The sequence below is a fragment of the Brevundimonas sp. FG128 genome (assembly GCF_057809775.1).
Window position 1 is genome coordinate 642,021 of sequence record NZ_JBMDKP010000002.1, and the last position, 19,547, is coordinate 661,567.

At 66.2% G+C, this 19,547-nt stretch carries 21 protein-coding genes; 10 read left to right on the forward strand and 11 right to left on the reverse strand.

Annotated elements, in window-relative coordinates; genetic code table 11:
- Positions 1–36: 36 nt before the first annotated feature.
- Positions 37–804, forward strand: coding sequence for an EAL domain-containing protein (locus ACODSC_RS07555; RefSeq protein WP_488813263.1), 768 nt, complete (start codon positions 37–39; stop codon positions 802–804).
- A 191-nt stretch (positions 805–995) separates the two neighbouring features.
- On the opposite strand, the gene ACODSC_RS07560 is transcribed toward ACODSC_RS07555, so the two are convergent.
- Positions 996–1,847 (reverse strand): DUF817 domain-containing protein, encoded by an 852-nt coding sequence (locus tag ACODSC_RS07560; RefSeq protein WP_488813265.1) that lies wholly within the window; start codon positions 1,845–1,847, stop codon positions 996–998.
- Between the two features lie 31 nt (positions 1,848–1,878).
- Entirely contained in the window at positions 1,879–2,805 is a 927-nt protein-coding gene (locus tag ACODSC_RS07565) for an alpha/beta hydrolase family protein (RefSeq protein WP_488813267.1), read from the reverse strand.
- Positions 2,806–2,938: 133 nt separating this feature from the next.
- On the opposite strand from ACODSC_RS07565, the gene ACODSC_RS07570 reads away from it, so the two are divergent.
- Positions 2,939–3,745 (forward strand): hypothetical protein, encoded by an 807-nt coding sequence (locus ACODSC_RS07570; protein ID WP_488813269.1) that lies wholly within the window; start codon positions 2,939–2,941, stop codon positions 3,743–3,745.
- Here the strand turns inward: ACODSC_RS07570 and queF are convergent.
- From queF to flgK, 3 genes are all read right to left on the reverse strand, one after another.
- Positions 3,727–4,188 carry a preQ(1) synthase gene (queF, locus tag ACODSC_RS07575; protein ID WP_488813271.1) on the reverse strand — a complete coding sequence of 154 codons (462 nt, stop codon included), beginning with the start codon at positions 4,186–4,188 and terminating at the stop codon, positions 3,727–3,729. The genes ACODSC_RS07570 and queF overlap by 19 nt on opposite strands.
- A 134-nt stretch (positions 4,189–4,322) precedes the next feature.
- Positions 4,323–5,288, reverse strand: a complete 966-nt coding sequence (locus ACODSC_RS07580) for a flagellin (protein WP_488813273.1) — start codon at positions 5,286–5,288, stop codon at positions 4,323–4,325.
- Complete coding sequence (flgK, locus tag ACODSC_RS07585; protein ID WP_488813275.1) at positions 5,285–7,402, reverse strand: flagellar hook-associated protein FlgK; 2,118 nt, start codon at positions 7,400–7,402, stop codon at positions 5,285–5,287. Before flgK ends, ACODSC_RS07580 begins: the two co-directional genes overlap by 4 nt.
- 410 nt (positions 7,403–7,812) lie before the next feature.
- Here flgK and ACODSC_RS07590 point away from each other — a divergent pair, with 410 nt between their 5' ends.
- From ACODSC_RS07590 to ACODSC_RS07615, 6 genes are all read left to right on the forward strand, one after another.
- A complete protein-coding gene (locus ACODSC_RS07590) occupies positions 7,813–9,807 on the forward strand; it encodes a flagellar hook-length control protein FliK (protein ID WP_488813276.1) in 1,995 nt (664 codons plus the stop codon).
- 4 nt (positions 9,808–9,811) lie between these two features.
- Positions 9,812–10,543 (forward strand): flagellar hook assembly protein FlgD, encoded by a 732-nt coding sequence (locus ACODSC_RS07595; RefSeq protein WP_488813277.1) that lies wholly within the window; start codon positions 9,812–9,814, stop codon positions 10,541–10,543.
- Between the two features lie 47 nt (positions 10,544–10,590).
- Positions 10,591–12,369, forward strand: coding sequence for a flagellar hook protein FlgE (gene flgE / locus ACODSC_RS07600; RefSeq protein ID WP_488813278.1), 1,779 nt, complete (start codon positions 10,591–10,593; stop codon positions 12,367–12,369).
- A 172-nt stretch (positions 12,370–12,541) separates the two neighbouring features.
- Positions 12,542–12,826: a CtrA inhibitor SciP gene (gene sciP, locus ACODSC_RS07605; RefSeq protein ID WP_026108337.1), complete on the forward strand. Its 285-nt coding sequence runs from the start codon at positions 12,542–12,544 to the stop codon at positions 12,824–12,826.
- 91 nt (positions 12,827–12,917) lie between these two features.
- Entirely contained in the window at positions 12,918–14,126 is a 1,209-nt protein-coding gene (mnmA, locus tag ACODSC_RS07610; RefSeq protein WP_488813279.1) for a tRNA 2-thiouridine(34) synthase MnmA, read from the forward strand.
- A complete protein-coding gene (locus ACODSC_RS07615; RefSeq protein WP_488813280.1) occupies positions 14,119–14,700 on the forward strand; it encodes a hemerythrin domain-containing protein in 582 nt (193 codons plus the stop codon). Before mnmA ends, ACODSC_RS07615 begins: the two co-directional genes overlap by 8 nt.
- A gap of 27 nt (positions 14,701–14,727) precedes the next feature.
- Here the strand turns inward: ACODSC_RS07615 and ACODSC_RS07620 are convergent, their stop codons facing one another.
- The 3 genes from ACODSC_RS07620 to ACODSC_RS07630 are packed head-to-tail and all read right to left on the reverse strand — an operon-like array spanning position 14,728 to position 16,376.
- Entirely contained in the window at positions 14,728–15,078 is a 351-nt protein-coding gene (locus ACODSC_RS07620; RefSeq protein ID WP_488813281.1) for a VOC family protein, read from the reverse strand.
- Between the two features lie 57 nt (positions 15,079–15,135).
- Complete coding sequence (locus ACODSC_RS07625; protein ID WP_488813282.1) at positions 15,136–15,837, reverse strand: helix-turn-helix transcriptional regulator; 702 nt, start codon at positions 15,835–15,837, stop codon at positions 15,136–15,138.
- A 50-nt stretch (positions 15,838–15,887) separates the two neighbouring features.
- Positions 15,888–16,376 (reverse strand): winged helix-turn-helix transcriptional regulator, encoded by a 489-nt coding sequence (locus ACODSC_RS07630; protein WP_488813283.1) that lies wholly within the window; start codon positions 16,374–16,376, stop codon positions 15,888–15,890.
- Positions 16,377–16,585: 209 nt separating this feature from the next.
- Between ACODSC_RS07630 and ACODSC_RS07635 the strand changes: the two genes are divergently transcribed.
- Positions 16,586–17,434 carry an acyl-CoA thioesterase gene (locus ACODSC_RS07635; RefSeq protein ID WP_488813284.1) on the forward strand — a complete coding sequence of 283 codons (849 nt, stop codon included), beginning with the start codon at positions 16,586–16,588 and terminating at the stop codon, positions 17,432–17,434.
- A gap of 119 nt (positions 17,435–17,553) precedes the next feature.
- Positions 17,554–17,769 carry a hypothetical protein gene (locus ACODSC_RS07640; protein ID WP_488813285.1) on the forward strand — a complete coding sequence of 72 codons (216 nt, stop codon included), beginning with the start codon at positions 17,554–17,556 and terminating at the stop codon, positions 17,767–17,769.
- Here the strand turns inward: ACODSC_RS07640 and ACODSC_RS07645 are convergent, their stop codons facing one another.
- The 3 genes from ACODSC_RS07645 to queC are packed head-to-tail and all read right to left on the reverse strand — an operon-like array spanning position 17,770 to position 19,489.
- Entirely contained in the window at positions 17,770–18,138 is a 369-nt protein-coding gene (locus ACODSC_RS07645; protein ID WP_346496524.1) for a 6-pyruvoyl trahydropterin synthase family protein, read from the reverse strand. It lies immediately after the preceding gene.
- A complete protein-coding gene (queE, locus tag ACODSC_RS07650) occupies positions 18,138–18,773 on the reverse strand; it encodes a 7-carboxy-7-deazaguanine synthase (RefSeq protein WP_488813286.1) in 636 nt (211 codons plus the stop codon). The genes ACODSC_RS07645 and queE overlap by 1 nt, the downstream gene beginning before the upstream one ends.
- On the reverse strand, positions 18,770–19,489 hold the full coding sequence (queC, locus tag ACODSC_RS07655) for a 7-cyano-7-deazaguanine synthase QueC (RefSeq protein WP_488813287.1): 720 nt from the start codon (positions 19,487–19,489) through the stop codon (positions 18,770–18,772). Before queC ends, queE begins: the two co-directional genes overlap by 4 nt.
- Positions 19,490–19,547: the final 58 nt, after the last annotated feature.

Sequence of the window (19,547 nt, forward strand, 5' to 3'; positions counted from 1 at the left end):
CTAATGTCAGACGCTTAACAGGAGAAGCGTCAGTCAATGTCCTGCGTGGGTTGTAAAGACGGGGCCGGGTTCGACCTGCCCATCACCATGGCGTTCCAGCCCATCGCCGATGTCGCGAACCAGACCGTCTTCGCCTACGAGGCCCTGGTGCGGGGCAAGGACGGTCAGGGCGCCGGCCAGGTCCTGTCTCAGGTTTCGGCCGAGAACCGCTACGCCTTCGACCAGCTGTGCCGCACCACCGCCATCGACCTGGCGGCCGGGCTCGACATGGCCGCCGACGGCGCGCACCTGTCGATCAACTTCCTGCCCAATGCGGTCTATGAGCCGCGCGCCTGCATCCGCGCCACCCTGGCGGCGGCGATGCGCACCAACTTCCCGCTGAACCGGATCATCTTCGAGTTCACCGAGAGCGAGGCGATGGACGCCGATCACATCCTGAACATCCTGCGGTCTTATCGGGCCATGGGGTTCAAGACGGCCATCGACGACTTCGGCGCCGGCTATGCGGGCCTGGGCCTGCTGGTCCTGTTCCAGCCGGACATCGTCAAGCTGGACATGGCCCTGATCCGCGATATCGACACCGACCCGGTCAAGCGCACCATCGTGCGCAACACCCTGAACATGCTGCGCGACCTGGGCGTCGAGCCGGTCTGCGAAGGCGTCGAGACCCTGGCCGAACACGACGTCCTGCGCGATCTGGGCGTCACCCTGATGCAGGGCTATCTGCTGGCCAAGCCTGCGGTCGAGGCCCTGACGCCGGTCTCATGGCCCCGCGACGCCGCTTCACTAGCCCGCACGGCCTAACCCTCTCCTTTCGTCATCCTCCGGCAAGCCGCGCCTTCGCGGCGCAGACCGGGGGACCCAGCGGCGCCGAAGGCGAAATCTATCCGCCGCATGATGGCTGAAGCCGAGTCCGCGACAGGTTCGCGCTCTCGCGCGCCGCTGGGTCCCCCGGTCTCGCTACGCTCGCCGGAGGATGACGAAAGTAAAGAAGGCTACGCTCCCTCTTCCTCCGGCCGGTGGACCAGCGACACCAGCACCACGGATATGATCATCAGCAGGAACCAGCTGCCCAGCTTGGCCAGGGACACCATCTCCCACCCCGCCTCCTGCCCCGGATAGACCCAGGCCCGCCCCAGCGTGCCCAGGTTCTCGGCGAACCAGATGAACGTCGCAACCAGCCCGTATCCCAGCAGCAGCGGCATCGACCGCCTGCGCCTATCTGCCGTGAACCAAAACCACCCCCGCCCGAACAGCAGCACGGTCGCCGCGAACAGCGCGATCCGAACGTCCGGCAGCCAGTGATGGGCGAAGAAGTTGACGTAGATGGCCGCCGCCAGCACCCAGGTCGTCCACAGCGGCGGATACCCCATCACCCGGATGTGGAAGATCCGCTGCACCCGCGCGATATAGCTGCCCACCGCCGCATACATGAAGCCCGAGAACAGCGGCACCGCCCCGATCCGCAGCAGACTGTCCTCGGGATAGATCCACGACCCGTGCGCGGTCTTGAACAGCTCCATGATCGTCCCCGCCACATGGAACAGGAAGATCACCCGCGCCTCCTCCCAGCTCTCCAGCCGGAAGATCAGCATCGCCGCCTGGATCAACACCGCCCCTACCGCCAGAAAGTCGTAGCGCGACACCGGCGCCCCTTCCGGCCAGAACAGGAAGGTCGCCAGGATCAAGCCCAGCATCAGTCCCCCGAACAGACACGCCCACCCCTGCTTCAGTCCGAACCACAGGAACTCGTAGGCGTAGCGACGCAGGCGCGACTGGTCAGCCCAGGTTTCGGCGCGCGTGAGGAGGCGTCGGCCCCAGGCTTCGATGGGAAGGCGACGGGTCATCGGCAACTCGACTGATTCTCGGTCCGCCAGCCTAGCGTTCTACGGACAGAAAGAATTCGCTGAAGAAAGCCACGACCTCATTGTTGAACGTCGCCTTGAACGCGGCACGATCAAAGCCTGGCGGCGACGTGCAAAGCACCGGCAACTCAAGGGTCATTTCGAGCGTGCAGGGGCTTAGAAAGTCATAGTGTCCCGCGTTTTCGACATGGTGATAGTCCGGTGCGCGTCCCAGGCGATCACGGATCGGCTCCACGTTGTATGGGGCGGGCAGTATCTCGTCATCGCTTGCCTGCCATAGCTGTACAGGGATCGAGACCGACGCCAGACTTTCTGTGGTGAAGGATTGGCCAAAGGCCGGGGCGGCGATCACGGCTGCGCCAACACGGACATCGCGTGTCTCCGGCCGCCACTCGCCCAGGTCAAACCGGTGGGCGGCAAGCAGGCGGCATGCAAAGATGTTCGGATGAGCCCTGCAATGACCCAGTATGGCTTGCGCATCTGAAACCCCACCCACGATAGATGTCACGGTGAACCCGCCAGCGGAAAAACCGAAGGCTCCGATCCGTTCAGGGTCGATAGCGACCGGGCCGCTCCAAACCCCGGTCATATAATCGATCAGGGCGCTGAGCTGGGGTGCGCGGCCGGTCAGTTGCACGGCCCGACTTTGGTCACGGAAATTGTCGCCGGGGTGGGTCAAGGCCGCGACGACAAAGCCGGCGTCCGCCAAAGCCTCGGCGGTGTCGTAGTGCCCCCGATACCAACCACTGTTGCCGTGAGAGATGACCACGAGCGGCCGAGCGGAAGCATCACCGTCCGGTAACCAGACTCCACCCTCTATCGTCTCTCCTTGGCGGTCGGTGAACCGGATCATCTGATCGGGCGCCTGAGCCTGAGCCGCGGCGGTGACGGACAGGACGGCGAGCAAAGCGTGAAGAAAGCGCCAAGAACGAAACAACATGAAGACCTCTGTGACTGGTCCGTCATCTGCGCGGCCACCGTTCGTCGGCGCCAGCCGGGTTTCGTGAACGGGCGAACGGTTACGCGACAGGGCGAACGGTTCCGCTTCGAGCCGTCGTCGCTATAGTCGCCTTATGAACAATGCGGTTAGCGACACGCTGAACACGCCTCGCGCCTGGGCGATCGAGCTTGCAGCCGGCGCAGTCGCCGGCGTCGTCATGGGAATCACCGGACCTTTCGGAAGCTTCTTCAACGACAGCCTGCCCGTTCGTCTGGCCTACTGGATAATGGTCTGCCTGCTCAGCGCCTTGGCGGTCGGGGCGGCGGTTCGGCTGGCTTGGCCGCCGGCCCGACGCCTAGGCGTTGCGACTTGGATCTGGGTTCCGGTCGTCTCTCTGTTGGTCAGCCTGCCCTTGGCGGTCGTGACACGCCTCATCGCCATTGGTTTCTGGCCAGACATCCGCGACGCCGTCGGCTGGGTTGAATGGTATGGTCAGACGGCGCTGGTCGCCTTCGTCTACATGTCACTCTACGTCGCCGCCTATGCTCGGATGCCGGCTGGGACCAAGACCCCATCGGCTGACGCATCGCGCATCCTGGACCGTCTGCCGCATCGTTTGGGGCGCGACCTGCTGTGCTTCCAGATGGAGGACCACTATGTCCGACTACATACGCCTCAAGGATCGGTCCTGATCCTGTCGTCGCTGGGTCGCGCCATCGAACAAGTAAGGGGGTATCGAAGGCATGCGCGTCCACCGATCCTGGTGGGTGGCGCGCCACGCCGTTCAAGGCGTCGTACACGACGGAAGACGGTTGCGCCTAGCCCTGACCTCTGGGCTGGAAGCGCCGGTCTCGCGCGCCAAGGTGGCCGAACTCAAAGCCGCCGGCTGGCTGAGCGCGAACTTAAACCGATAGCGGACTTTCACCCCCGCCCGCGATAGGTCGGCACGCCCTGGTCCGGCAGCCACAGCCCCTCCGGCGCCACGCCCGTCTGCCAGAAGACGTCGATGGGGATGCCGCCGCGCGGGTACCAGTAGCCGCCGATGCGCAGCCATTTGGGGGCCAGCAGATCGGCCAGCTTCTTGCCGATTGCGACGGTGCAGTCCTCGTGGAAGGCGCCGTGGTTGCGGAAGCTGGTCAGGTACAGTTTCAGGCTTTTGGACTCGACCAGCCAGTCGCCCGGCGCATAGTCGATGACGATATGGGCGAAGTCCGGCTGGCCCGTCACCGGGCACAGGCTGGTGAACTCGGGCGCCGTGAACCGGGCCAGATACAGCGTGTCCGCATGCGGGTTCGGCACCCGTTCCAGCACGGCCGTCTCGGGACTGGTCGGGGCGGCGGTCTGGGCGCCGAGCTGGCTGAGGCCTTCGGTGTAATGGGTCATGGGGCGCATTTAGGCGCTTGCGACCGGATTGAAAATCCTCCCCCATCGCACTTCCCTCTTCGGCGGTAGAGGGCTTGCGGACGAGAGCATCAGCGATCCCTCTGTAGAAGGAGAAAAAGCCGCGATATCCCCCCTCAGCGCAGCAGGTTGAGCAGCGAGCTGTTCTTCAGCGAGTTGATGATTTGCGCCGACGCCTCGATCGAGACCTGGGCGAGCTGCAGATCCGTGATCGCCTGGGCAGGGTCATAGCCGGACTTGTCCTGCATCATCTTCTCGAGCGCGTTCTTCTGGCCTTCCTGCGCATCCAGGGCCGATCCGACGTGGTTCTCCATCAGGCCATTCTTGGCGTTCTGGTTGGTCAGGCCCTCGTTGGCCTTGTCCAGTTCGCCCATCTGCGCGGTAAGGAAGGCGGAGATGTTTGCGTCAGGCTGGCCCGTCAGCGTGCCGGGGCCGGTTGGGGTATAGGTCACGCCATTGACCGTCACCGGCGTGCCGTTCTGGAAAGCCTGCATATTGCGAAAGACGTCGGTCAAAGGCCCGCCCAGCTCATTGGCCAGGAAACCGGTCTCGACGGTCGTCTTCTCGTCGATCCGCGACTTCTGCTTCAGCGTGTCGTTAGCGAAGGTCGAGGCGGTCGAGGGGGCGGCCGCAAGGTCTGCCATGGTCGCGGCCGTCGCAGGCGCCACGTCGCTTTGACCGCCCGCGAACAGATAGACCCCCTGATGCTGGGCGTTCAGGCCGCCCTGAACGGTCTGATATTGCAGACCGAGCTCGGTCATCAGATTGTCGATCCGTCCCGCCGCCAGGCTTTCGGCGATCGCCTCGCGTGCGCCGGTCCCGCCCTCTGCGATACGGCTCATGGCCAGGTCCTGCGCGCTCAATCGCGCGGCCACGGTCTCGCCCGTGGCGATGAAACCGTCCAGCCGCGCCTGGGTCGAGGTCAGACTGGTCAGTTGCTCGGCGCCTCGGCCATAGCCGGACATGTCGGTGGCGATCTTCTCGCTGTCGATCCGCTCCTGCGCCTGCTGCGCCCGGCTTTGGGCGTTCATCAGGCTCAGAAGGGCGGACTGGTAGTTCGCATTGGTCGCGACGCGCGTCATTGCAGGATTCCGATCAGAACGTCGTACATATCCTTGCTCGCCTGGATCAGGCGGGCCGAGGCGTTATAGGCTTGCTGGAAAGTGGTCATATTGACCAGCTCCTCGTCCATATTGACGCCCTCGGCGGAGGTGCGGCGGCTGTCCGCCTCCTTGGCCAGAGCGGTGGCGGTCTCGCTGCGGGTCTTGGCCGCCGCCGCCTTGCCGCCGATCTCGCCGGCGAAGTCGGACGCATAGGCCGACAGGGTCTTGGTTCCGCCGGAGGAGCCGCCGGCTGCGCCGAAGGCGACGTTGCGCTTGCCGACGTCGCCCAGCAGCAGCCCGCCGCGCCCGTCGTTCTTGCTCAGCGCGGGCGTTCCGGCCGCAGCCGACAGGTTCAGTTGCGCCAAGGCCAGTTTGCCGGGATCCTGCTGGATGTCGCTGCGGACCGAATAGGCCCCCGCGCGGGTGGCGCCAATTCCGCCCAAGCCGAAAATCTGGGACATCGACAGTCCCGACGGGTCCTGGGTCGTGCCGTCAGTGACCACGCTCATCGTCGTAGATGCGGGATTGTAAGCCTTGAAGGCCAGCGTACCCGAGGCGTCGAGGCTGAACGACCCGTATCGGCCCACGCCCATCACCGGATCGTTCAGGGCCGACAGCATTTCGCCCATCGTGCCTGTCCCCGCAGGCACCGCCACGGTGATGTCCCGCTCGCGAGACCCCGAGCTTCCGGAGAAGCGGAACGTCATGCTCTCGCCTGCATCGAAGCCGTGCTGCGACGCCAGGGTCAGCCCCGTCTCGTAGAAGGTCGGCGTCGTGGTCGTGACCAGATCGTTCAGGCCGAACCAGTGCGAGAAACCGCGTCCGCCCTTGTCGCTGGGCGTCGTTGCGTCGTCGGCGATCGCGATTCCGTTCCCGCCCGCGCCGGACAGCTGAAGCTGGCCGCCGGCGAAGCTCGCCGTCGCGGTTCCGCCCAGCTCGGTGTTGAGTACGCCAAGGAAGGTTGTCGGGTCGGCCGCCGTGCCGTTGATCGTCATCGTCGCGCCAGAGAAGACGATCTCTGCGGAGGCCTGAACCACGCCTGCGGCGTCGACCGTCGTGATGGTGGTTCTGCCGGTGAAGCCCGTCAGGGCGTTTTCCAGCGACTGTCCCGTGTTGCGCCCGGTCAGCGTCGTCGGCGCAGGCACGCTGCTGTTGGCGTTATGGGCGCGGTTCAGCTCGTCCGCCTGCTTCGCCGTCAGTTCGCCCAATCGGGCGGCGGCCGCAGGAGCGTCGATATCGCGCAGTTCGACCAGGCCGCGGATTTCGCCTGAAGACACGCCGTCCAGCAGCGGCCAGCGCGTGCCGTTTGGCTCGGTGATCATGATGTCGGAGAAGGCGGTGGTCGCATCGACCGTCCCGGCGGACTTGTACGACAGGGTCGCATGACCCTCGCCCACGAGGCTCATTCCCGTCGTCGTCTTCAAGGTCACGCCGCCGTTGGAGCGCTGTTCGACCTTCACATCCATATATTGCGACAGCTCATTGATCAGGCTGAGCTGCGTATTCTGGGCGCCGGTGACGTCCTGATTGGTCACGGATCCCGCAGCGATCGTCTTGTTCAGCTTGTCGATCTGTTCCAGCAGCGGGTTGACGGTCTCGATCGCATTCAGCAACCGTCCGTCGGCCTCCTGACGCGCGGCCTGGATCTGGCTGGCGATCCCCGCCGCCTCGTTGAACATCGACTGGGTCTTGTGGATCGTGTCCTGACGTGCGGCGGAAGAGGTAGGGCTCTCCGCAAGCGTCGCATAGCTGGCGAACAGCTTGTCGACCTGGGCGAAGAAGTTGCTGTCGCTGCTGGGGTCGCCGAACTGGTTCTGGATCTGGTCATATAGTTCATAGCGCACGCCCTGGCGCGCCGCATCCGCGCCCGCGCTCCACCCGGCCGCCTGCAGGAACCGGTCGGTCGCCAACCGCACCCGCGTCACATCTACGCCGGCGCCGTATCCGCCCGTGACGGCGGCCGACTGGTCGGCGATCTTGCGGACGTAGCCGGGCGTATCGACGTTGGCGATATTGTCGGCGGTGATGCGCAACTGGGCCTGCGCAGTCTGCAGGCCCGACGTCGCGATGTTCATGATCGAGTTCAGCGACATGGACGCGTCTCCCCTGCCTCACCCGGCAAGCCCTGCACCATCAGGCGCAATTCTTGCCCAGCCACGCGCCGTCCGCGCTCATGCAGAGCATTGTTTTCAAAAGAAATCACGGATCGGACGGGCGTCATGATCAGAAAGATGCGCAAGGGCCGGGCCAACTGCGTCACAGCACTCGTCATCCCGGACCGAGGTGCGCGTTGCGCGCCGGAGGCCGCCAGCCGCCCAGCCGGGCAAAAAGTGGCGATGGCGCGGCAATAAACGACCATCGCCCCATTTCCGGTTCAACAGGGAACGGCGCTTTCTATTGTTTTTGCTGAATTTATTCCATGGCCCGACCCTTGCGTCGGAGAGGGCGAACCCTTTGGCGCAGCAGGCGCCGCCGTCTCCGATACGAAAGCCTCCTGCGCTTCATGCCGACCGCCTCCGCCCTTTTCGCGCCTGCCGCCCCGGTTTCGACCGGGACGCCCTCGGCTGCTCCGGGTGCGACACAGGCGGACGCCGGCCTGTTCTCAAGCAAGATCGCCGGCGTGCTGGACGCGGCTCTGGGCATTGAGCAAAACACCGCGCCTCCCGCCGGTCGCCTGACGTCGCCCCTATCGCTGGGCGCCCTGCTGGTCCAGGCGAACGCCGACAAGACCGATGCTCCCGTTGCCGATCCGGACGCGGAGACTGCTGTGACGCCTGAGACCGCCGTCGCCGCGCCCGGCGTCTCGCAAGACGATGCATCCGCTGAGGATGTCGTCATCGACGAGGACGCAACGCCTGTCGATACCGAGGCCCAGGTCGCCTCGACGGACACTCCGACGACGCCGGTCATACCTCTGATCACGCACCCCGCTGCGCCCCTGACCACAACGACTCCGCCGATCTCGCCGTCTCAAGCCTCCGAGATCGCGTTGGGGGCGGTCGATCCCGCTTCGGACAAGGCGACAGAGGCCGCGGCTATGGTCGCCTCTGCTGAGGCCGCCTCCCCTGAGGCCGCCGTCCTGGTGACGTCTGCGTTGCAGGAGGAAGTGGCCGCTGCGCCTGTCCAGTCCGCCGTACCCGCCAAGACGCAGCCAAACTCTAAACCGGACGGGAAGGAAGAAGGCGGCGTCACAGGCAAGGTCTCGGATTTCGTCAGCGACGACGCGCCTCCACAGGCCGCTACCTCAGCGCCGGCCGAGCCGAAGCCCCCCGTGACCGCTAAGGCCGCACCGACGCCCGATACGGCGAAGACCGAACCGGCCGCACAGCCTGTTTCGGTCTCGAAACGTTCGGCCCCCGCAACGCCGGGTGAACCGCCGGTCAGTTCGACGGTGGAGGCCAAGCCTGCAGCAACGCCGCCCACGCCGCTTCCGGCGCCCGCAGCCCCCGCTGAAAAAGCCGATGCTCGACCTGTTCGGTCAGATGCGGCAGCCGCCGCTCCGTCTCAGCTCGCCCAGGCCCTGACGGCCACACAGATTCCCACGGCGCAGGTTCAGGTTCAGGTTTCGGTCACAGCGCCTGCGCCCAAGGTTGTCCAGCCTGTCGCTGTCGATCTGGCCGTCGCGGCGATCGCCGCACAGGAGGCGTCCGCTGACGCCGAACCGGCCGTCTCGCCCGATGACGTCGCCAAGGCCGATGACGATGCGCCCGAACCGGCGAAATCACAGACGCTCTCGCCCGCGACTCCACAACCGGCGCCGATCCGCCCTGCGCGGCACGAGTTGGCGCATCGGGCGGGCGAAGGCCTGGCCCCAACGCATTCCGGCAAGGGCGAGACGGCGGCCCCTGCCGCGCAGTCGATGGCCGACGCAGGCGCGTCCGCCGCCCAGCTGGCGGTCCAGCCGGCGGCCGCATCCGCCCCTGCGGTCGCCTCGGCGCCCGCTCCCGTCTCTGCCCTACCCACCGCTGCACCGCCGAGCAGCGCCGTTCCCGCCGAGGCGCAACCGATCCAGCAGGCCGTGGCGTCAGAGCGCGATCTGGGTCTCTCGACCCTATCGCGCGCCACGGTGGAGACCACCGCCCACCTCGCCGCCCAGATCGCGCGCAAGCTGGACGGCCGCTCGACCCGGTTCGACATGGTGCTGACGCCTGAAGATCTGGGCCGCGTCGATGTCAGCCTGGAGATCGGCAAGGACGGCCAGCTCTCGGCTCGCCTCGCCTTCGACAATCCCGCAGCCGCCGCGGACCTGCGCGGCCGGGCCGACGAATTGCGTCGTCAGCTTCAGGATGCCGGCTTCCAGGTGGCGGGCGATGCGCTCGACTTCTCGCAGCGCGATCCGTCTTCGGGCGGCGGCGCATTCGAGCGCCAACAGCAACGCAACGCCCTATTCGCCGGCGGCTCTCGCCTGGCGGCCCAGGCCGACACTCCCATCGTCCCGGCGCCTGGCGCCTGGATCAACCACTCACAGACGCCCGAGCGCGTCGATCTGAAGGTCTGACCCCATGGTCGACGCCGTCACCAACACCGCAGACGCCACTGGTCGTCTGAACAACAGCACCACCATGCTGGCCTCGAACTTCGAGACCTTCCTGACGCTGCTGACCACGCAGATGAAGAACCAGGATCCGCTGTCGCCGCTCGATTCCAACGAGTTCACGGCCCAGTTGACTCAAATGGCCGGCGTCGAACAGCAACTGCTGACCAACGACCTGCTGACCAGCCTGCTGGCCGCCCAGGCGGGCGGCGGTCTGGACAACGCCTCCAACTACATCGGCCGCGACGTGACGGCCGCCTGGACCGCCACCGAGTTCAAGGACGGCAAGGCCACCTGGGCCTACGAACTGGGCGACGACGCCGAGGACGTGAACCTGCAGGTCGTCGACAGCAAGGGTTCGGTGGTGTGGGAAGGCCCCGCCCCCGACAAGACCTCCGGCATCCATTCCTTCACCTGGGAAGGCCAGCTGAAGGGCGGCGATGTCGCCGACGAGGACGGCGTCTACACTCTGAAGGTCTCCGCCAGCGACGAGAACGGCGCGGAGGTCGCCAGCCAGGCGCTGATCCAGGGTCGCGTCACCGGCGTCGAGATGTACGACGGCGCGCCGTACCTGGTGATCGGCGATTCCATCCTTCCGCTTTCGACCGTGATCTCGCTGAACGAGATCAAGGCGCAGGCCGATAACGACACCGACGATACGGAGAATCCGGACGTCCCGACCGAGGAGGCGGCCGCATGATGCGCTCCGCCGCCTTCCCGATGATTTCCATTTAAGGAGCGTTCTCCATGAGCCTCAACAGCGCCATGCTGGCCGGCGTGTCCGGTCTCGCCGCCAACTCCGCCGCCCTGGCGGCGATTTCCCAGAACATCGCCAACGTCAACACCGTGGGCTACAAGCGCACGCAGGGTGAGTTCCAGACCCTCGTCAACAGCCAGAGCAAAGCCGGAGGCGGCTATTCCGCCGGCGGCGTCGTGGCCAATGCGCGGTCCTTCATCAGCCAGGAAGGGCAACTTCAACGCACGACGGAAAGCACCGACCTCGCCGTCAGCGGCCAGGGCTTCTTCGTGACCACGACCCAGGCTGAAGGCGTCGCAGCGACGGACAGCCGCCTGTTCACCCGCGCCGGCGCATTCCGCGTGGACAAGCTGGGCTATCTGAAGAACAGCGCAGGTCTGTACCTCCAGGGCTGGCCCGTCGATTCCAACGGCGAAATCTCGACCGACCCGTCCGATCTGTCGCGTCTTCGCTCGATCAACATCGGCTCGGTCGGCGGCACGGCGGAACCGACCACACGCGTTCAGATCAACGCCAACCTGCGCTCCACTCAGGAAGTCTCCAGCGCGGCCGGCGCCCAGGTCTATAAGGGGGTCGAGGACACGACGGCGCCGACGCCCGGCACTCATGATGTCTCGGTCTCCTACGCCCGCACCGGCGCCAATACCTATGAGGTGACGATCAAGACCGGCATCACCAAGATCACCGGCACCGCCACTTACGCGGCCGGCGCCCTGACCGGCTTCGTTCCCTCGGCGGGCACCAATGGCTCAGCCACCGCAACGGCGACCGACATCACCATCACGCCTACCAGCGGCACACCGCCGGTGGCGGGAGCGCCATACACCTTGGACTTCGCCGACCTGGGCCTGACCACGGACGGCATCGCCAAGACCAAGTACGATCCTTCGGTCAACTCGATGGCGATGTATGACGCCGACGACGACAATCCTGTCGGGGTTAAGCCCGACTTCAAGATGAATATCCCGGTCTCGGACTCCAAGGGCGGTCAACGCAACCTGGAAATCCGCTTCCTGAAGAGCGACCAGCCGAACCAGTGGTATGCCGAAGTCGTGGCGGTTCCCGCAGACGACGTCGTCACAGGCGCCCCCTACTCCAACGGTCAGATCAAGACCGGGCTGATCGCCTTCACGCCGTCCGGCCGACTCGATGTGGACACGATGAAGTCCTGGCCGGCCGGCACCGGCCTGTTCGACGATCCCGAGAACGCCACCCTGTCCTTCCTAGAATCGGATCCCGACAACACCATCGATCCGAACGATCCGCTGGACGACGGCAAGATCAAATGGGCCGACGGCCTGGGCATCGCCGCCCAGACCGTGACGCTCGACCTTAACACTTCGGCTGGCGGTCTCAGCCAGTTGAACACGGCTTCGGTGGTGCAGTCGACGGTCACCAACGGCACCGCCTTCGGCAATCTGAGCGAGATCACCATCGACGAGAGCGGCTTCGTGACGGCGGTCTTCGACAACGGCGTGATGCGCCGCATCGCCCAGGTCGCCATCGCCACCTTCCCCAGCCCCGATAGCCTGAAAGAGGTTTCCGGCAACGCCTACAGCGTCAGCCTGCAATCCGGCACCTTTAACCTCAAGGCCGCAGGCACAGGGGGCGCGGGCACCATCGCGGCCCAACAGCTGGAGTCCTCGACCGTCGATCTGTCGGCCGAATTCACCGGCCTGATCACCACCCAGCGGGCCTATTCCGCCTCGTCCAAGATCATCACCACGGCCGACGAAATGCTGGCCGAGCTGATCAACATCAAACGCTGATCGGCGAGTAAGTAAGCGTTAGTCTCGATGAATCGTCGCGCAATCAAGGTTTACAGAGTCGTGCGGGCAGGGATGGATTTTATCCGTTCCTTCACCACGACGCTTAAACGGACCTTAGTCGGGGACGCCTACCTTCATGACACTACGGTGTTGGTGAAAGAGGCATAAGCCCATGTTGCAAGAGCGACGCCTGAATAGCAAAGGCGAACAATACGTGGTCGGACCGACTGGCACGCCCCTGACCCTGAACGATCTGCCGCCGTCCAATACGGACCGGTGGGTGATCCGCCGCAAGGCCGAGGTCGTCGCCGCCGTGCGCGGCGGCCTGCTCAGCCTTGACGACGCCCTGGCGAAGTATCGCCTGACGGCGGAAGAATTCCTCGCCTGGCAGAAGGCCATCGACAAATGGGGCATGCAGGGTCTGCGCACGACGCGGATCCAGAGCTACCGCTCCTAAGGGTTTCCCCGAAGACGACGAAGGGCCGCATCCGGCGACGGGTGCGGCCCTTTTCGTTACAGGCCTCGAAATCGCGCGGGTTCCGCACTAAATGGCCGCAATGACCCTGGTCGAAGACTTTTGCCCCGTTCCAAATATCGTCCGCACCGACATGGATGCGGCGGTCGAGAGCGCGCGGGCGGCGGTCGGCCTGCCGGTCGGGGCCCGCGTCGTCGCGGCCATGTCGGGCGGGGTGGACTCCACCGTCGTCGCCGCCCTGCTGCACAAGGCCGGCTATGACGTGGTGGGGGTAACGCTTCAACTCTACGACCACGGCGCGGCGCTGAAGAAGAAGGGCGCCTGCTGCGCGGGCCAGGACATCCACGACGCCCGCCTGGCCGCTGAGATGATCGGCATCCCCCACTATGTCCTGGACTACGAAAGCCGGTTCAAGGACGCGGTGATCGACCAGTTCGCCGACTCCTATCTGAAGGGCCAGACCCCGGTCCCCTGCATCCGCTGCAATCAGACGGTCAAGTTCCGCGACCTGCTGGACGTCGCCCGCGACCTGGGCGCCGAGGCCATGGCGACGGGCCACTACGTCCGCCGCGCCGTCGACGGCAATCGCTCGCAGATGCGCAAGGCGATCGACCACTCGCGCGACCAGTCCTACTTCCTGTTTGCCACGACGCAGGACCAGCTCGACTATCTGCGCTTCCCCCTGGCCGATCTGGAAAAGCCCCAGGTGCGCGGCGTCGCCGCCGAACTGGGGCTCAAGATCGCCGCCAAGCCGGACAGTCAGGACATCTGTTTCGTCCCGTCCGGCGACTATCGCACCCTGATCGACCGCCTGCGTCCGCAGGGCCGCGAGGCCGGCGAGATTGTCCATATGGACGGCCGGGTGCTGGGCGCCCACGCGGGCATCACCGACTACACGATCGGCCAGCGTCGCGGCCTGAACGTCGCCGTGGGCGAGCCCCTGTTCGTGACGAAGCTGGAGCCCGAGACGCGCCGCGTCATCGTCGGCCCGCGCGAAGCCCTGCTGACCGCCAGCCTGACGCTGGAAGAAACCAACTGGCTGGGCGACGAAGCCACCATTTCCGAGGCGGCCGAGGCGAATATCCCGGTCCTGGCCCGCGTCCGCTCGACGCGTCAGCCCTCCCCTGCCCGCCTGAGCATGATCGACGGCGCCGTCTCCATCGTCTTCGATCAGGGCGAGGAAGGCGTGGCGCCCGGTCAGGCCTGCGCGCTGTACGACCCCGGCGATCCCGACCGCGTCCTGGGCGGCGGCTTCATCTCGGACACCACGGCCGTTGTCTGACCCCTCCGGCGATCCGCTGCACCTGCACGCGCGCGCCGGCCTGCCCGACGACATGCGTGTGCTTCTGGCCGACTATCCCAAGGACCGCTGGGGCGAGCCGACACTGGCAGAAATGGCGCGCTTCTGGCTGGGGGTCCACGAGAACTTCCGACGCCAGCACGCCCATATGGTCGCCGTCGCCGACCACTGGCGCGCAGGCCACACGGACCTGCCCGGTCTGCACGGCCGTCTGATCCCCGCGGTGCAGCAGTTCCTGCAGCATCTGGACATGCACCACCGCATCGAAAGCGGTCAGTATTTCCCGACCTTCCGCCGGGTCGAGCCCCGCATCGCCCACGGGATCGACCTGCTCGACCGCGACCATGACGTCGTCCACAAAGACATCGACCGTCTGTTCCAGGCCGCCGTCGCCTTCCACCAGGACCTCAAGGCCGGCGCCCCCGCGGTAACAGACCGCGCCAGCGTTCTGGCGGACGTCATCGCAACGATGGGCCCCCACGTGCTGCGCCACCTGCGCGATGAGGAAGAGATCGTCATTCCCCTGATCGCCACGCGGGGCGACGAGATCGCCTGAACCACATCAGGCGATGCCCTTCTCGGGTCAGGCCGCCACGGCATAGACCCGCAGCCGGTGACCGTCAGGGTCGCCCGCCACGAAGCTGCGGCCCGGCTCAGTGTCGATCGGCGGAGTCAGGATGCGCGCGCCGCGGTCCCACCAGTCGATGTGGGCTTGGTCTACGGCGGCTGCGCCATCCAGCGGAAAATCCACCTCGCACACCTCGCCCCGATCGCCCGCCCGCCGCAACAGGCCCAGCGCCCGGCCTGAACTGAGCACGAACAGCGCCCGATCCGGCCCCGCCATCACCGGCCGACAACCCAGCAGGCCCGCATAGAATCGCGCGCTGGTCTCGGGATCCGCGACAGCCAGAAGAATGTCTTCGATATCGGTCATCAGCCCAGGCCTCGCTTCAACACGACGGAGCCTAGACCAGCCTGCTGCCAGTTTCCGTCAGCAGGCTTGAGACGGGTTCGCCTTTTCGTGCGCTTCGCGCCAGGTCTTCATCAGGACCTGCCGACGGGCGGGATAGCGGGCCTCCATCACCTCGGCTTCGACGATGCGGTCGGTGCGGAAGCTACGGAAGTCGCCGCGCAGTTCGCACCAGGCGATCAGCAGCCGAACCCGGTCGAAGAAGGCCAGGGCGAAGGGCCAGACCACGCGTTCTAACGCCGCACCCGCCTCGTCACGATAGCACAGCCTCAACCGCCGCTCGGTGCGGATCGCCTTCCTCAGCAGGCCCGGATCGACCGGGTCCGCCGGGAACGGCGCCCCCGGCACGACCAGCAGGGCGGACGTCTCCATCTCATCTCTCAGATCGGGCGGCAACACCGCCGAAATCCGCCCCAGGGCCGCCAGCGCCGCATCCCGCATGCGCGGATCGGCCCGGTCCGCCACCCAGCGCGAGCCCAGCACCAGGGCCTCGATCTCTTCCGGCGTGAACATCAGCGGCGGCAGCAGGAAGCCCGGCTTCAGCACATAGCCCACCCCCGCCTCCCCCTCGATCGTCGCGCCCTGCGCCTGCAGGCTGGCGATATCGCGATAGAGGGTGCGCAGGCTGACGCCCATCTGATCCGCCAACACCTGCCCGCTCACCGGCCGACGATGCCGCCGCATGACGTTCAGCAGATCAAGAAGGCGTTCGGACCGGGACACCGCACGACCTTAGCAGACTTGCTGCCAGAAAACGGCAGCAGGAATCGAGCCTAGGCGGCTTCCTTCGGCATCACATCGCCCACCGTCGGCCGGTTCTCGGCGCGGGTCAGCAGGATGTCCCTGGGTTTGACGATCTCGTTGCAGCAGCCGCAGGCGATGCGCGGCGTCAGGGTGTGTCCGCAGGTCTTGTGGACCATGTCGATGCCGCTGTCGGCGTCGCCATAGACGTGTTTGGCGCCCCAGCCGTGCAGGGTCACCAGCACGCCGTACAGATCCTTGCCTTTGGCGGTCAGGACATATTCGTTGCGCGGGGGGCGTTCGGAGTAAAGCTGCGGCTCCAGCACCCCGTGCTGGACCAGGCTTTTCAGGCGCGCGGCCAGGACGTTGCGCGCCACGCCCAGATTGTCCTGCCACTGTTCGAACCGGCTGACCCCTTTGAAGGCGTCGCGGATGATCAGCAAGGTCCAGGGATCGCCGATCACCTCGAGCGTGGCGGCGATAGAGCAGCTTTGGCGGCTGTAGTCGGCGGTGCGTCCCATGGGCCGAAAGTGACCTCGCGTCAGCCGTTTGGCAAGGGTTGCAAATCCGAACGGGCCAAGTCAGTCTTGTTTGGCAACGGATAGGCGAGCTTCCGGTTCGCCGCCCTTGTTCCTTTGACTGGCGGAGGGTCCTGCGCTCAAGTCGCAACGTGTAGCGCGACTGGAACATGGGCCTTCCGCCCCTTCTTCGCCTGACACAGGATCGCGCCATGACCGACGCCATCTCCCTCGACGCCGCCTTGGCCTTCCACACCCTGGACGACGGGGCGCTGTCGGCCCCCGTGCCGGGTCATTTCTCCAATGGCCCGCGCGGCATGGCGCCCGAGAAGGGGTTTCCGTTCGGCGGCCTGCTGGCGGCCCTGTGCGCCCGGTCGATGCGCCAGGGGCTTTCCCTGACCGCACCGCTGCGCACCCTTTCGGTCCAGTATTTGTCTGCCGCCAAGTTCGGGGATCAGGTCGCCTTTCGTCCTCGCCTGCTGCGAGGCGGCCGCAACGTGGTCTATGCGGCGGTCGAGGCCGAACAGGACGGCCGCATGACCCATCACGCCACCGGAACCTACGGACTGGACGGCGAGACACCGCCTTTGACCCCGCTGCGTCTGCCGCCACCGCCTTTGGAGAGCCTGGACCCCGCCGCCACCATCCACGGACCGATGGCGCCCCATTTCGCGCGGCACGTCGAATACCGGTTCGACGGCGGCCCCAACATCCTGGGCGGCAACATCGGCAAGCCGGCGGTGGAGCGCACCTGGATGCGAATGGCGGATCGGCGGCCGCTTGACGAGGTCGGCTTGTGCTACCTGCTCGACGCCCTCTACCCGCCCGCCTGGACGATGTCGCCGACGCCTGCGCCCATGACAACCGTGGACCTGCGCATCGACATCCTGACCGACCCGACGCCGCAGACAGCCCCCGACGGCTGGGCCTTCTTCGAGTTCAGGATGCTGGACCTGGGCCTGGGCTGGACAGTCGACGAGGCCCTCGCCTGGGGCGTGGACGGAACGCCGTTGGCGATGTCACGGCAACGGCGCAAACTGCTGCCGCAAAGAAACGCCTGAAGTCAGCCGCCATTCACCCTTATAGGCGACTATTCCAAGTCTCCGGAGTCGTGCTCATGCGTCGTCGAAATCGCCTTTTCGCCGTATCTCAAATCGTCGTCGTTCTTGGGGGCTGTCTGATGCTCCAAGGCTGCCTTGTCGGCGCCGTCGTCGGGGGGACCGCCGCCGTCGTGGGCGGCACAGCCAAGGCCACTGGCGCGGTGGTCGGCGCCGGCTTCGACGCCGTCACGACGTCCGACGAGGAAACCAAACTGCGCCGCGAGCGCGAACAGCGCGACTACGAACGCGACCAGCGCCGCTGCGCAGAACGCCAGCGCCAGGGCAAGCGCTGCTGACTAAAGGCTCAGCACGCACCGCTCGTTGATCGTGGGCCGCGCCACCTGCACCCGGCAAAGCCCCGGCCAGTCTGGCTTGAGCGTCTTCACGAACCACAGACACAGGTTCTCCAGGCTGGGCAGCTCCAGCCCCTCGTGCTCGTTCAGCATGCCGTGGTCCAGTTGGTCCGCCGCCGCCTTCAGCGCCCGGTCCAGCGCGCCCAGGTCCGCGACCCAGCCGTGTTCGGCGTCCAGAACCTCCGACCGCACCGTCGCCTCGACCGTGAAGGAATGGCCATGGACGCGGCGATAGATGCTGCCCTCGGGTTCGTTGGGGAAGTGGTGGGCGGCGTCGAAGGTCGCCTGTTTGGTGATTTCGAAGACGGGCATTAGCGGACGCCGATGTATTTGTGGGTCTGGACGCTCAGGCGCCACTGAGGATGGGTAAGGCAGTATTCGATGGCGGCGGCGGTATTGGCCGCCTGATCAGGGCCGTCCATGGGCTGGAGCCAGAACCGCTCGAAATCGAGGTGTTCGAACCGGTCCGGCAAGGCCTTGGGCTGCGGATAGACCAGCTTCAGTTCCTGCCCCTTGATCTGGACCACGGCCGCGTCCGCCTTGGGACTGATGCAGATCCAGTCGATCCCGTCCGGCGCCGCCAGGGTGCCGTTGGATTCGATGGCGATCTCGAAACCGCGCGCGTGCAGTGCTGCGATCAGCGGCGCGTCCAGTTGCAGCAAGGGCTCGCCCCCGGTGCAGACCACCAGCTTCGAGTCCCCTTCCCGGCCCCGCCACATCGCCGCGACATGATCAGCCAACAGGTCCGCCGTGGCGAACTTGCCCCCGCCATCCCCGTCCACGCCGACGAAGTCCGTATCGCAGAAGCTACAGACGGCGCTCGCCCGGTCCTGCTCGCGCCCGCTCCACAGATTGCAGCCGGCGAAGCGCAGGAAGACAGCAGGCCGCCCCGCCTGCCCGCCTTCGCCCTGCACCGTCAGAAAGACTTCCTTGGCCGAATAGGTCACCGGCTCGCCACCCATTCCGCATGACCCGCAGCCCGCAGTTCGCAAGCCGGGCATTCGCCGCAGCCATAGCCCCAGGCGTGCCGATGGGCCCGGTCGCCCCGGTAACAGGTGTGGCTATCCTCGACGATCAGCTCGACGAGTTTCGCCCCGCCCAGCGTATCGGCCAGCTCCCACGTCTGGGCCTTGGTCAGCCACATCAGCGGCGTGTCGATCACCACCGGCTTGTCCAGCCCCAGCGACAGCGCCCGCGCCATGGCCTCCATCGTCTCGTGGCGGCAATCCGGGTAACCCGAAAAATCCGTCTCGCACATGCCGCCGACCAGCACCTCCAGTCCCCGTCGATCCGCCAGCGCCGCCGCAGCGACCAGGAAGATCAGGTTCCGCCCCGGTACGAAGGTGGTCGGCAGGCCGCGCGCGTCCATCTCGATCTTGCGGTCGGCGGTCAGGGCGCTCTCGGCGATCCGGCCATAGCCGGTCAGGTCCACCACATGGTCGTCGCCCAGCCGGTCGGCCCATTGCGGCAGGGCCGTCTTCATCCCAGCGCGCACGGCCTGGCGCGCCTCCATCTCGACCAGATGGCGCTGGCCATAGTCGAAGCCAACCGTCTCCACCCGCTCGAACCGCTCCAGCGCCCAGGCCAGACAGGTCGCGCTGTCCTGCCCGCCGGAGAACAGAACCAGGGCCGATGTGGGAGACTTTTCCAGGATGACGCTCATGACGAATCTGCGGTCGGCCGGTCGGCCGCGCGCATGCACAAAGGGATGAGGACCCCAG